The sequence below is a fragment of the Nocardioides sp. Z22_16 genome (assembly GCF_058134365.1).
Genome location: NZ_JBYTTI010000005.1, coordinates 59,582 through 72,016, shown reverse-complemented (window position 1 = coordinate 72,016; position 12,435 = coordinate 59,582). Strand labels below are relative to the sequence as shown.

Genomic DNA, 12,435 nt, shown 5'->3' with positions numbered 1-12,435 from the left:
TGGGGGTGACCCGGTCGTAGCCCGGGCGAGGTAATGTTACCTCTCAGTAACAACAAGGAGAGGATATCCCGCTGTGCGGGTGGTCACGTCCGCCGGTGGCCGGGGGGAGGCCCCTCGCGCGGGTGGCAGCATAGGCTGGCGCCATGCCTGACGCCCCGAACCGCCTTGTGCACATCGTCGACGACGTGCCGGAGCTCGCGGGGGTCGAGGAGCTCACCATGGTCGTGGTGCTCTCCGGGTTCCTGGACGCGGGCCAGTCCGCCGAGGTGGCGGTGCAGCACCTGCGCGAGCTCGGGGAGGGCCCCGTGGTGGCCACCTTCGACGTCGACCAGCTCCACGACTACCGCGCGCGGCGTCCGCCGATCGCCTTCGTGCAGGACCACTACGAGGGGTTCGAGGCGCCGCGGCTCTCGGTGCGGCTGATGCGGGACTCCGGCGGCACCCCGTTCCTGCTCCTGGCCGGCCCCGAGCCCGACATTCGCTGGGAGGGCTTCGCCCTGGCGGTGCGCGAGGTGGTGACCCGCCTGGACGTGACCCGGGTGGTGAGCCTGGGGTCGGTGCCGATGGCCGTGCCCCACACCCGCCCGATCGCCGTCACCCACCATGCCAACGTGTCCGGTCTGCTGACCGGGCGGAGCCCGTGGCGCGGCGAGCTGCGGGTGCCCTCCAGCGCCCAGGCCCTGCTGGAGGTGCGGCTGGGGGAGTGGAACCACCCGGCGATGGGATACGTGGCCCACGTGCCGCACTACCTGGCCCAGATGGAGTACCCGCCGGCCTCGCTGACCCTCCTGGAGAACCTGGAGATCGGGGGCCGGCTGACCATCGACCTCACGTCGGTGCGCCGAGCGGCGGAGGAGTGCGAGCAGGAGGTCGCGCGCTACCTCAGCAGCCACGAGGAGGTGCGCGACGTCGTGTCCGCCCTGGAGCAGCAGTACGACTCGTTCCAGCGGGCCGAGGAGTCTGGCGCCTCGCTGCTGGCCGAGGACGAGCCCCTCCCCACGGCCGAGGACCTGGGGCGGCAGTTCGAGCAGTTCCTGGCCGGGCTGGACCGCCCCGACAACGACCCGGGGCAGGCCTAGTGCCCGGGTCCGCGGCCGAGCTGCTCGAGCTGCTGGACCTGGAGGACCTCGACGTCGACCTGTTCCGCGGGCGCCAGCCCGACACGCGCCGGCAACGGGTCTTCGGCGGCCAGGTGGCCGCGCAGGCGCTGCTGGCCGCCTCGCGCAGCGTCGAGCCGCCGTTCGCGCTGCACTCCCTGCACTCCTACTTCCTGCGTCCCGGGGACACCGCGGTGCCGATCGTCTACGACGTGGAGCGCATCCGTGACGGTCGCACCTTCGTCTCCCGGCGGGTGGTGGCGCGCCAGCACGGACGGCCGATCTACTACCAGACCTGCAGCTTCCAGCTGCCCGAGGACGGGTTCGACCACCAGGAGGTCATGCCGGGCGTCCCGCCGCCGGCGGAGGCGGTCTCCCTGGCGTCGCTCATCGGGCGCCGCGGGGACGCGCAGGCCGAGGAGTGGAGCCGGGAGTGGGCCGCCCTCGACATTCGCTACGTGGGGACCTCGCGGCGAGGGCTCGAGCCCGACGCGAGGCGGCCGGCCCGGGCGCGCGCCTGGGTCCGGGTCGACGGGGAGCTGCCCGACGATCCGTTCATCCAGCAGGCCGCCCTCCTCTACGGCACCGACCTCACCCTGCTCGGGGTGGCCCTGGTGCCGCACGGCGTGGACATCGACTCGGCCGACCTCCAGCCGGCCTCCCTGGACCACACGGTCTGGTTCCACCGGCCCGGCCGAGCCGACCGGTGGTGGCTCTACGACCAGCACTCGCCGTCGGCCTCCGGCGGTCGTGGCCTGGCACTCGCCAACGTCTTCGCCGAGGACGGCTCGCTGGTGGCGACCGTCGCCCAGGAAGGGCTCATCCGCAGGCTCCGCTGAGCGGCCCCACTACCATCACAACGATGTAATTCGGGGGAACAGGCGACAGACACGCCGGGCGCGTGTTTATCTGTGTGCGCTTCCGTGGCGGATGAGCGCTTGCGTGGCACGAGTGTCCCCTGGGGCGCCAGTGCCCCCGGGCGACGGAGACCACGGGCGCTCCCTACGTCCAAGGCGGTCACCCGTGCTCAACTCCTCGCGTCCCAGCCGTCGCGTCCGCTCCGCGGTGGCGGTCTCCGGGCTGGCCGCGCTCGTCCTCTCCTCGGCGGGCCTTGCGGCCGCCGCCCAGATCTCCGCCGCGCGCACGCACCTCGCCGTGCCGGTGACCTCCTACCAGGTGCCCTTCACCTGTGCGCAGGACTGGAGCGCGGGCACCCGCGCGCGCCACTCTCCGAGCCGGCATGCCGTGGACTTCAACCGCGCCAAGGACCTCGGCAAGGCCGTGGTGGCGGCGGCGCCGGGGCGGGTCACGATCGCCAACCAGCGGAACGCCCGCGGATACGGCAAGCACGTCGTCATCGACCACGGGAACGCCGAGACGACCACCTACGCGCACCTGAGGAACGTCTTCGTGACCGCAGGGTCGACGGTCGACCAGGGAGCCCTGATCGGCGCCGTCGGCAGCACCGGCAACAGCACCGGCCCGCACCTGCACTTCGAGCAGAAGGTGGGGCGCGACGTCGTCCCCGCCCACTTCTCCGGCGTCCCGCTCAGCTACGGCGCGGTCGCCTCCGCCAACTGCGTGGACGTGCCGATGGCCGCCAACCTCACGGGGGAGCGGGCGGCCGAGGTGGCGGTCTTCCGCCGGACCGCCACGAGCGACTTCGTGGTGCACCAGCCCGACGGGCTGGCCCCGCTGGTGCTGCGGTTCGGCGCCGGCACCGACGAGCCGCTCCTCGGCGACTGGGACGGGAACGGGACCGCGGAGCCCGGGGTGTGGAACCCCCGCGGCCGGATGTTCAAGCTGAGCGGACCCGCCGGGACCACCCAGCTCCGGTTCGGCGCCCGCGGGGACCGCCCGGTGGTGGGCGACTGGGACGGCGACGGCCTCTCCGACGTGGGCGTCTTCCGCCCCAGCGCGGCCACGTTCTTCCTGCGCCTCGCCAGCGGCGCCGTCGAGGCGGTGGCGCTGGGTGACCGCGACGACGTCCCGGTGACGGGCGATTGGAACGGGGACGGCCGCACCGACGTGGGCGTCTACGACCGCAGCCTGCTGCGCTACACCCTGCGCCACGTGGACGGAGCCGGGGTGCCGGTCGTCTCCGCGGTGCCGTTCGGCTACCCGGGAGACCTCCCGGTGACCGGGGACTGGGACGGCAACGGCGTCACGGACCTCGGCTCGTGGACGCCCTCGACCGCGGTCTTCAACCTCGCCCAGGCTCCGCTGGACGCCACCGCGGCGCGCACCGTCGCCACGGTGCAGTTCGGGCAGCCGCGCTGACGGCCTCGCTCACCGGCGTCACCTCACAGGGCGACGGCCCGGCCCACCAGGTGGGGGGCTGCGTCCTTGGGGCTGACCAGCGAGAAGGCCCACTGCGACCGGTCGCCCTCCAGGCCGAACGAGACCTGGCCCGGCAGGAAGATGGGCCTGCGGAACGAGACCTCCACCCGCACCGCGTCGGGAAGACGGTTCTCGATCGCGGCGAGGCAGCGGGCCTTGGACCACATGCCGTGCGCGATCTGCCGCTTGAAGCCGAGCGCCCGCGCGGTGACGGGGTAGAGGTGGATCGGGTTGAGGTCGCCCGAGACGGCGCCGTACCGGCGGCCCAGGTCGGCCGGGAGGTCCCAGACGGCCCGACCCTGCGGCACCACCGGCATGTCGAGCCCGCGTGACGCGTCCTCCTGGCCCCGGCCGCGGCGCAGGTAGGTCGAGGTCGACTCCCACACCACCTCGTCGCCGGAGCTGATGGACGTCACGAAGTCGAGGAGCGTGCCCTTGGGGTGCGGCCGCGGCGCGCGCACCGAGGTGGTGGCGCCCAGCTGCTCGTCGTTGCCGATGGGGCGGTGCGAGGTGATCGTGTTCTCCAGGTGGACGGTGCCGATCGCCGGCCAGGGGAACTCGGGGCTGCTCATGATCGCCATCTGCAGGTCGAAGGTGAGCAGGTGCGGGTAGCTGAGCGGGACCGTGTCGCGCCGTGGGAAGCCGCAGACCTCGGCGTACGCCGCGACGTGGGCGGGGTCGATCCGGGTCACCGGACCCGTGCGCGACATCCCCGCGAACGAGTCGGCGGGGGCCTTGCGCACGCCGGGCAGCTGGTTGACGCCGGGCACGGCCGGCAGGGCGGCGCGGGCCAGCGTGAGCACGCCGGACATCTCAGGCCCCCAGCATCATCTGGCCGCAGACCCGCACCACGTTGCCGTTGACCGCGGTCGAGCCCGGCGAGGCGAACCAGGCGATGGTCTCCGCGACGTCGACCGGCAGGCCGCCCTGGCTCATGGCGTTGAGGCGCTGGCCGACCTCGCGGGTGGCGAAGGGCACGGCCGCGGTCATCTGGGTGATGATGAAGCCGGGTGCCACCGCGTTGACGGTGATGCCGCCCTCGAGCTCGTCGGCGAGGCTGCCGACGAGGCCGATGACGCCCGCCTTGGAGGCGGCGTAGTTGGTCTGCCCGACGTTGCCGGCGATCCCGGCGATGGAGGCGACCCCGATGATCCGCCCGTTGTCGTTGACCACGCCCTGCTCGAGCAGCTCCCGGGTGATGAGCTCGGGGGCGAGGAGGTTGACCGCGATCACGCTCTCCCAGCGGTCCGGGGCCATGTTGGCCAGCTTCTTGTCGCGCGTGATGCCGGCGTTGTGCACCACCACGTCCACCCCGCCGTGCTGCTCGCGCAGGTGGTGGGCGATCCGCTGCGGAGCGTCGGAGTGGGTGATGTCGAGGCTGAGGTGGTCACCGCCGAGCTCGGCCATCAGGGTCTGCAGGTCGCTGGCGGCCTGGGGCACGTCGACGCCGACGACGGTGGCCCCGTCCCGGTGCAGGACCCTGGCGATCTGCTCCCCGATGCCCCGGCTGGCGCCGGTGACCAGGGCGACCTTGCCGGCCAGCGGCTTCTCCCAGTCGGCCACCGGGGCGGCGTCCTTGCTGCCGTGGGCGCCGATCCGCACGACCTGGCCCGAGACGTAGGCGGACTTGGGTGAGAGCAGGAAGGCGAGCGTCGACTCGGTCGCAGCCTCGGCGCCCGGCGCCACGTAGACCAGCTGGGCGGTGCCGCCGCGGCCGATCTCCTTGCCTAGCGAGCGGGTGAACCCCTCCAGTGCCCGCTGCGTCACTCGCTCGCTCCCCTCGAGGTCCTCCGGCGGGGTGCCCAGCACGACGACGCGGGGGCAGGTCGCGAGCCGTCGCATCAGGGGGGTGAAGAAGTCGCGCAGGGCGACGAGGTCGCCCGGCTCGGCGAGACCGGTCGCGTCGAAGACCAGGCCCTTGTACGTCGTCCCTTCCTGGTCCTCGGAGAGGGTGGCGACGCCCAGGCCGTCGAGCACCTTGGGGAGCTGGCCGGCGAGCCGGCCGCGACCGCCGACGAGCACGGTGCCGTCCACCAGCGGGGCGCCCTCGGTCCACCTCTCCAGCCTGGCCGGGCTGGGCAGGCCGAGGTTCTTGACGAGCAGCTTGCCGATCGGGGAGGAGACGAAGCCCTGGTAACGGTCGCTCATGGCGCGAGGTGCCTTTCGGTGGTGGAACGGTCTTCGGCCGCCGAGGTGGCCGGGGCCCGGGGATAGACTGCCTGACATGTAACTCCAGGTGTAACTCCGCGTCCAGATTTCGTGACCTTGCCCTCATCGGGTTCCGGCCCGGGTGGGTACGCGGAAGGATGGAACGCCGCGAGCGACCTTCCCCACCGACGTTCCCGACCCCTCACCCCGCCACACCCCAGGAGCACAAGATGCAGGCCCAGACCCGCCGCGTCGCCGTCATCGGCGGCAACCGGATCCCCTTCGCGCGTTCCAACGGCGTCTACGCCGACGTCTCCAACCAGGAGATGCTCACCGCGGCCATCGACGGACTGGTCACCCGGTTCGGCCTGGAGGGCGAGCGGGTCGGCGAAGTGGTGGCCGGCGCCGTCCTCAAGCACGCGCGCGACTTCAACCTGACCCGCGAGTGCGTCCTGGGCTCCAAGCTGGACCCGGGCACGCCCGCCACCGACATCCAGCAGGCCTGCGGCACCGGCCTGCAGGCGGTCATCCAGGTCGCCAACAAGATCGCCCTGGGACAGATCGAGGTCGGCATCGCCGGTGGCTCGGACACCACCTCCGACGCGCCGGTGGCGATCAGCGACAAGCTCCGCAAGAAGCTGATGAAGGTCAACTCCGCCAAGGACCTGAAGGGGAGGCTCTCCGCGCTCGGCCAGATCCGGCCCGGGGACATCGGTCTCGACATCCCGCAGAACGGCGAGCCGCGCACCGGCAAGTCGATGGGTGAGCACGCGGCTCTCACCGCGCTGGAGTGGCGGGTCGGCCGCGAGGAGCAGGACGAGCTCGCCGCCCGCTCCCACCAGAACCTCGCCCGCTCCTACGAGGAGGGGTTCCAGGACGACCTCGTGACGCCCTTCCGCGGCGTCGCGCGCGACACCAACATGCGGGCCGACTCGACCCCCGAGAAGCTCGCGAAGCTCAAGCCGGTCTTCGGCAAGGGTGCCGCGGCGACGATGACCGCCGGCAACTCCACCCCCCTCAGCGACGGCGCCTCGGCGGTCCTGCTGGCCTCGGAGGAGTGGGCGCAGGAGCGAGGGCTCCCGGTGCTCGCCTACCTCACCGCCCACGAGACCGCCGCCGTCGACTACGTGCACGGTCACGAGGGGCTGCTGATGGCGCCCGCCTACGCGGTCGCCCGGATGCTGGAGCGCGAGGGCCTCACGCTGCAGGACTTCGACTACTACGAGATCCACGAGGCGTTCGCCTCGCAGGTCCTCTCCACGCTCAAGGCCTGGGAGGACCCGGTCTTCTGCAAGGAGCGCCTGGGTCTGGACGCCCCGCTCGGCTCCATCGACCGTGACAAGCTCAACGTCAACGGCTCCTCGTTGGCCGCCGCCCACCCCTTCGCCGCCACAGGTGGCCGCATCGTCCCGGTGCTCGCCAAGCTGCTCGACGCCAAGGGCTCCGGCCGCGGGCTCATCTCGATCTGCGCGGCCGGCGGCCAGGGCGTCGTCGCGATCCTCGAGAAGTAGGCCACACTGCTCAGGTGACTGATATCGGCAGGACCGTCAAGAACTCGGGCAAGCAGGTCCACGAGAGCCCCTGGATGGATCACCTCGCCCGCGCGGGGCTCGTCGCGTACGGGGTGGTCCACCTCCTGATCGCCTGGGTGGCGCTGCAGCTGGCCTTCGGCGAGACCAGTCGCAAGGCGTCCAGCAGTGGAGCCTTCTCCGAGCTCGCCTCCCAGCCCTTCGGCACCGCCGCCCTGTGGGCGGTGGCGATCGGGCTCGTCCTGCTCGTGCTGTGGCGCCTGCTGGAGGCGATCGTCGGGCACGAGGACGAGGAGGGGGCCGACCGCTGGAAGAAGCGGGCCGGCTCCGGGCTCAAGGCAGTGCTCTACGGCGCCCTCGCCTTCACCGCCTTCCGGACCCTGCTGGGCGGCGGCGGAGGCAAGGGCAAGTCGATGACCGCCACGGTCATGGGGTGGCCGGGCGGCCAGTGGCTGGTGGCCCTGGCCGGGCTCGCGGTGATCGGCTACGCCGGCTGGACGGCGTACCGCGGCTGGTCGGAGAAGTTCCTGGAGAACCTCGACCAGCAGGGCCGGGCGAGCGAGATCAGCGACGCCTACAAGTGGTTCGGCAAGGTCGGCTACCTGGTCAAGGGGCTCTCCATCGCGCTGATCGGGGGCCTCATCACCCACGCCGGGATCACCCACAGCGGCAAGGAGGACAAGGGGCTCGACGACGCCCTCCGGACGGTCCTCGAGCAGCCCTTCGGCCCGGCGTTGTTGACCGCGATCGCCGCCGGGCTCGCCTGCTACGGCCTCTTCTGCTTCGCTCGGGCCCGCCACCTCGACCGCTGAGGCGCCGGAGCATCACCCTGCCGGACCCTGCCGGGAGGGTGGTCCGGCGCTGATAGGGTCGCCGCCGAACGACATCCTTTAACGAGCCGTCCCGTGAGGCGGAGAAGGAGGTCCAGGCCACCGATGCCTGCCCCCGTACCAGGCCGCACCGTCCTCGACGGGCGTGACATCGCCCGGGCGATGACCCGCATCTCCCACGAGATCCTCGAGCGCAACAAGGGCGCGACGGATCTCATCCTCCTCGGGCTGCACACCCGTGGGGTGCCGCTGGCCCACCGCATCGCCGACGGCATCGCCGCCGTCGAGGGCGCGCCGGTCGCGGTGGGCGAGCTCGACGTGACGATGTACCGCGACGACCTCCGCACCCAGCCGACCCGGCGCGCGCACAAGACGCAGCTGCCCACCGGGGGCATCGACGGCAAGGTCGTGGTGCTCGTCGACGACGTCCTCTTCTCCGGGCGCACGATCCGGGCGGCCCTCGACGCGCTGGCCGACCTCGGCCGCCCCGCCGCGGTGCGGCTCGCCGTCCTGGTCGACCGGGGGCACCGCGAGCTGCCGATCCGCGCCGACCACGTCGGCAAGAACCTGCCCAGCGCCCGCTCCGAGCGGGTCAGCGTGCGGTTGGCGGAGACCGACGGGACCGACGAGGTGACCATCTCGTGAGGCACCTGCTCTCCATCGACGACGTCTCCGTCGACCTGATCGGCGCCATCTTCGAGACCGCCGCCGAGATGCACGACGTGCAGCACCGCGACGTCAAGAAGTTGCCCGCGCTGCGGGGCCGCACGGTCGTCAACATGTTCTTCGAGGACTCCACCCGCACCCGCTCGTCGTTCGAGATCGCGGGGAAGTGGCTCTCCGCCGATGTCATCAACATCAGCGGGAAGGGCTCCAGCGCCTCCAAGGGCGAGAGCCTGCGCGACACCGTGCTGACGGTCTGCGCGATGGGGGTCGACGGCCTGGTCATCCGGCACCCGGCCAGCGGCGCCGCGCACCAGGTGAGCCAGTGGGTCGACGCCGTCGTCGTCAACGCCGGAGACGGCATGCACGAGCACCCCACGCAGGCCCTCCTGGACGCCTACACCCTGCAGCGACGGCTGGGATCGTTGGAGGGTCGCCACGTCGTGCTCGTCGGCGACCTGACCCACAGCCGGGTCTTCCGCTCCAACGTGCTGTGCCTGACCAAGCTCGGGGCCAAGGTGACGGTCGTGGCGCCCCCGACCCTGATGCCCGCGGGTGTCGACGCGTGGTCGCGCGCGGCCGGCTTCGAGACCTCCTACGACCTGGACGCCGTGCTGCCGTCGGCCGACGCGGTGATGATGCTGCGGGTCCAGCGCGAGCGGATGTCGGGCGCCTTCTTCCCGAGCGCCCGCGAGTACACGGTCGGCTACGGGCTCACCCGCAACCGGCTCTCGCTGCTGCGGCCCGACGTGCCGATCTGCCACCCCGGCCCGATGAACCGCGGGCTCGAGATCGCCGCGGACGCCGCCGACGCGGCCCAGTCAGTCGTCCTGGAGCAGGTCTCCAGCGGCCTGGCCGTGCGGATGTCCGTGCTCTACCACCTGCTCGCCGGAGAGGAAGACTGATGGCGCTCGTGATCAAGGGGGCGTCGCTGCTCGGCGAGACCCCGGCCGACCTGCTCGTCGTCGACGGGGTGATCGCCGAGGTCGGCACCGTCGACCACGCCGGCCACGAGGTGCTCGACGCCGACGGACTGGTGGCGCTGCCCGGCCTGGTGGACCTGCACACCCACCTGCGCGAGCCGGGCCGCGAGGACGCCGAGACCATCCTGACCGGCTCGCAGGCGGCGGCGCTGGGCGGCTACACCGCCGTGCTGGCCATGGCTAACACCTCGCCGGTCACCGACACCGCCGAGGCCGCGCTGCGCGTCTGGGAGCTCGGCCGGGAGGCCGGTCTCGTCGACGTGCAGCCGGTCGGCGCCGTCACCCGAGGGCTCGCCGGCGAGGAGCTGGCCGAGCTCGGGCTGATGGCCCGCTCGAAGGCGCGGGTCCGGGTCTTCTCCGACGACGGCAAGTGCGTGCACGACGCCCGCGTCATGCGTCGGGCGCTGGAGTACGTGAAGGCCTTCGGCGGCGTGGTCTCCCAGCACTCCCAGGACCCGACGCTCGCCGGCCCCGCGGCCTGCTGCCACGAGGGCGAGCTCTCCGGGCGCCTCGGGCTGCCCGGCTGGCCCGGCATCGCCGAGGAGGTGATCGTGGCCCGCGACGTCATGCTCGCCCGGCACACGGGGTCGCGCGTCCACGTCGCGCACGTCTCCACGGCCGGCTCGGTGGAGGTCCTCCGCTGGGCCAAGGCGCAGGGGGTGGCGGTCACCGCGGAGGTGACCCCGCACCACCTGCTGCTCACCACCGACCTGCTCACCGGCTACGACCCGACCTACAAGGTGAACCCGCCCCTGCGGCCGCAGGAGGACGTGGAGGCGCTGCGCGCCGGTCTGCTCGACGGCACCATCGACGCCGTGGCCACCGACCACGCGCCGCACGCACGGCACGACAAGGAGCACGCCTTCGTCGACGCCGCCTTCGGGATGCTGGGCCTGGAGACCGCCCTCGGCGTGGTCCGCACCGCGCTGCCGGAGCTGTCGTGGGGCGACGTGGCGCGGGTGATGTCGAGCAACCCCGCCGCGATCGCCGGACTCGAGTCGCAGGGCCGGCCGCTGGCGGCCGGCGCCCCCGGGCACGTCGTCCTCGTCGACCCGGCTGCCGTCGTCACCGTGCACCGCGACACCTCCGCCTCGCTGTCGCGCAACAACCCCTGGCACGGCCGGGAGCTGGCGTCGCGGGTGGTGCACACGGTCTACGGGGGTCGCGTGACCGTGCGCGACGGGGCACTGGCCGGCTGAGAGCGCGACCACCCCGCGCGCCCGTGCGGGCCCGCTAGCCTCTCGGCCATGGGGAGCCACCGGACGGGGCTGGGCTGATGGGGCGGGCGCAGCTGCTGCACACCGTGCTGGACGCGGTCGAGATCAGGCGCGAAGCCGAGTTCTGGCGAGAGTTGCTGGGGCTGGTCTACCGCCCCGGTGACGAGGGTGAGGACGACCACGACTGGCTGGTGCTCACCCGCGACGACGGGACCAGGGTGCTCGCCTTCCAGCGGGTCGACGAGCAGGCTCGCACCACCTGGCCGAGCCAGGAGGTGCCGATGCAGCTGCACCTCGACCTCACCGTCGCGGATCGTGAGGAGCTTGAGGCCGAGCGGGATCGGGCGCTGGCCCTGGGGGCCGAGCTGCTGCTGGACAGGTCGGACGACGAGGAGGAGCCGCTCTACGTCCTCGCGGATCCCGCGCGCCATCCGTTCTGCCTCTTCGTGGCCTGAGCAGACCGGACCGGGCCGCTCGGGCGGCGCCGCAGGGTTCGGCTAGTCGAAGTCGCAGGAGGCGGTGCCCGCCTCCACCGCGCGGCGGTCCAGCCTCAGCAGCCCGGGCACCAGGGCGCCGCCCTCGAGGTGGGCGTACGGCGCGGCGCTGGCCTCGCTGACGGTCCAGATGTCCGGCCCCAGCACCTCGACGTCCTCGGCCCCCGGGACGAAGTCGACCGCGGCACCTGAGCCCGGGACGGCCAGCAGCCCGCACGAGATCCGCGAGCTCACCTGCCAGCGTCCCCGCGGGGTGAGGGTCAGTCCCTGGAGCCGCGGGCTGACCCGGCCTCGGCTCACGGGTGCCGCGCGGCCCGAGGCCGGCCGGCCCGTGCCGAGCGCGCTGACCTCGGGAGCGAGCAGGGCGTCGAGGTCGTAGCCGAACCAGCGGCCCCTGCCCCCGGCCCGGTAGGTCCCGATGACCAGACGGCCGTCCCGGATCGCCAGGGTGGAGCCCATCAGTCCGTCCTCCAGCCGCCACGCGCGCAGCACCGGAGGGGCACCGTCGCGGATCCGCGCAGGGTCCAGCAGCCACAGGACCTGGCCGCCGGCGATCCACAGCCCGTCGGCCGTGAGCTCGTTGCCCCCGCCGTGCCGGCAGTACGTCGGGTCCGGTCCGTAGACGGGGGCCTCGAACCGCCGCAGCCGGGCCACCTGGCGTCCGTCGTCGACGTCGAGCACCGCCACCTGGCAGGCGCGCCGGCCGAGGGGCGCCGTGCGGTACCCGGAGACGTAGGCCAGGTCCCCGGCCACCTCGAGCCCTTGAGGGACGAATCGGGTGGCCATCGCCGGGATCCACCACGCCTCGCAGAGCGCCGATCCCGCCGGGAAGTCGCGCAGCGGACGGTCGGCCCGAGGTGGCGACCCGTGCACCTGGGTCAGGTCGACGCCGGTGCAGCGGCCGGACGTCGTCGCGTCGCCGTCCGTGCCGCCCCTGCCGCCCGAGTCCGGCGGTGCGGGGTCGCCCTGGCAGGCCACCAGGAGCAGGCCGAGGATCAGGCAGGGGAGCAGGCAGGGGAGCAGTGCCCCGAGCGGCCGTCCCACGGGGGCCCAGGCGCTCCCCTGACGTCGGGGCGGGGACGGCCTCATGGCACCGATCAAACCAGGCAGGGGACCCACCACCTGTCGGAGCGC

12 protein-coding genes are annotated in these 12,435 nt (G+C 72.9%); 9 read left to right on the top strand and 3 right to left on the bottom strand.

Annotated features, from left to right (window positions below):
* The first annotated feature begins 143 nt into the window (after positions 1-143).
* The 3 genes from AC3X7R_RS15475 to AC3X7R_RS15465 all read left to right on the top strand — a co-directional run bounded on the left by AC3X7R_RS15475 (position 144) and on the right by AC3X7R_RS15465 (position 3,377).
* Complete coding sequence (locus AC3X7R_RS15475; protein WP_489966570.1) at positions 144-1,079, top strand: proteasome assembly chaperone family protein; 936 nt, start codon at positions 144-146, stop codon at positions 1,077-1,079.
* Positions 1,079-1,936, top strand: a complete 858-nt coding sequence (locus tag AC3X7R_RS15470) for an acyl-CoA thioesterase (protein ID WP_489966569.1) — start codon at positions 1,079-1,081, stop codon at positions 1,934-1,936. The genes AC3X7R_RS15475 and AC3X7R_RS15470 overlap by 1 nt, the downstream gene beginning before the upstream one ends.
* A gap of 184 nt (positions 1,937-2,120) precedes the next feature.
* Positions 2,121-3,377, top strand: a complete 1,257-nt coding sequence (locus tag AC3X7R_RS15465; RefSeq protein WP_489966568.1) for a peptidoglycan DD-metalloendopeptidase family protein — start codon at positions 2,121-2,123, stop codon at positions 3,375-3,377.
* A 23-nt stretch (positions 3,378-3,400) separates the two neighbouring features.
* On the opposite strand, the gene AC3X7R_RS15460 is transcribed toward AC3X7R_RS15465, so the two are convergent.
* Both AC3X7R_RS15460 and AC3X7R_RS15455 read right to left on the bottom strand, forming a co-directional pair.
* Complete coding sequence (locus tag AC3X7R_RS15460) at positions 3,401-4,249, bottom strand: MaoC family dehydratase (protein ID WP_489966567.1); 849 nt, start codon at positions 4,247-4,249, stop codon at positions 3,401-3,403.
* 1 nt (position 4,250) lies between these two features.
* Positions 4,251-5,585 (bottom strand): 3-oxoacyl-ACP reductase, encoded by a 1,335-nt coding sequence (locus tag AC3X7R_RS15455; protein WP_489966566.1) that lies wholly within the window; start codon positions 5,583-5,585, stop codon positions 4,251-4,253.
* 230 nt (positions 5,586-5,815) lie between these two features.
* On the opposite strand from AC3X7R_RS15455, the gene AC3X7R_RS15450 reads away from it, so the two are divergent.
* The 6 genes from AC3X7R_RS15450 (at position 5,816) to AC3X7R_RS15425 (ending at position 11,262) form a co-directional block, all read left to right on the top strand.
* A complete protein-coding gene (locus AC3X7R_RS15450; protein WP_489966565.1) occupies positions 5,816-7,096 on the top strand; it encodes an acetyl-CoA C-acetyltransferase in 1,281 nt (426 codons plus the stop codon).
* 14 nt (positions 7,097-7,110) lie between these two features.
* Positions 7,111-7,926, top strand: a complete 816-nt coding sequence (locus AC3X7R_RS15445; protein ID WP_489966564.1) for a DUF1206 domain-containing protein — start codon at positions 7,111-7,113, stop codon at positions 7,924-7,926.
* A 123-nt stretch (positions 7,927-8,049) separates the two neighbouring features.
* On the top strand, positions 8,050-8,589 hold the full coding sequence (gene pyrR, locus AC3X7R_RS15440; protein WP_489966563.1) for a bifunctional pyr operon transcriptional regulator/uracil phosphoribosyltransferase PyrR: 540 nt from the start codon (positions 8,050-8,052) through the stop codon (positions 8,587-8,589).
* Positions 8,586-9,512 carry an aspartate carbamoyltransferase catalytic subunit gene (locus AC3X7R_RS15435; protein ID WP_489966562.1) on the top strand — a complete coding sequence of 309 codons (927 nt, stop codon included), beginning with the start codon at positions 8,586-8,588 and terminating at the stop codon, positions 9,510-9,512. Before pyrR ends, AC3X7R_RS15435 begins: the two co-directional genes overlap by 4 nt.
* Positions 9,512-10,789 (top strand): dihydroorotase, encoded by a 1,278-nt coding sequence (locus AC3X7R_RS15430; protein WP_489966561.1) that lies wholly within the window; start codon positions 9,512-9,514, stop codon positions 10,787-10,789. Before AC3X7R_RS15435 ends, AC3X7R_RS15430 begins: the two co-directional genes overlap by 1 nt.
* Before the next feature lie 77 nt (positions 10,790-10,866).
* A complete protein-coding gene (locus AC3X7R_RS15425) occupies positions 10,867-11,262 on the top strand; it encodes a VOC family protein (protein WP_489966560.1) in 396 nt (131 codons plus the stop codon).
* Between the two features lie 42 nt (positions 11,263-11,304).
* Here the strand turns inward: AC3X7R_RS15425 and AC3X7R_RS15420 are convergent, their stop codons facing one another.
* The gene (locus tag AC3X7R_RS15420; RefSeq protein ID WP_489966559.1) at positions 11,305-12,390 is read right to left on the bottom strand and encodes a hypothetical protein; all 1,086 of its coding nucleotides are present in this window, start codon (positions 12,388-12,390) and stop codon (positions 11,305-11,307) included.
* Positions 12,391-12,435 lie beyond the last annotated feature (45 nt).

What these genes read in the sequence shown, in the direction of transcription:
- AC3X7R_RS15475 (WP_489966570.1), top strand. Translation starts at nt 144, where the DNA reads ATGCCTGACGCCCCGAACCGCCTTGTGCACATCGTCGACGACGTGCCG.
- AC3X7R_RS15460 (WP_489966567.1), bottom strand. Translation starts at nt 4,249, where the DNA reads ATGTCCGGCGTGCTCACGCTGGCCCGCGCCGCCCTGCCGGCCGTGCCC.
- AC3X7R_RS15455 (WP_489966566.1), bottom strand. Translation starts at nt 5,585, where the DNA reads ATGAGCGACCGTTACCAGGGCTTCGTCTCCTCCCCGATCGGCAAGCTG.
- AC3X7R_RS15450 (WP_489966565.1), top strand. Translation starts at nt 5,816, where the DNA reads ATGCAGGCCCAGACCCGCCGCGTCGCCGTCATCGGCGGCAACCGGATC.
- pyrR (WP_489966563.1), top strand. Translation starts at nt 8,050, where the DNA reads ATGCCTGCCCCCGTACCAGGCCGCACCGTCCTCGACGGGCGTGACATC.
- AC3X7R_RS15430 (WP_489966561.1), top strand. Translation starts at nt 9,512, where the DNA reads ATGGCGCTCGTGATCAAGGGGGCGTCGCTGCTCGGCGAGACCCCGGCC.
- AC3X7R_RS15425 (WP_489966560.1), top strand. Translation starts at nt 10,867, where the DNA reads ATGGGGCGGGCGCAGCTGCTGCACACCGTGCTGGACGCGGTCGAGATC.
- AC3X7R_RS15420 (WP_489966559.1), bottom strand. Translation starts at nt 12,390, where the DNA reads ATGAGGCCGTCCCCGCCCCGACGTCAGGGGAGCGCCTGGGCCCCCGTG.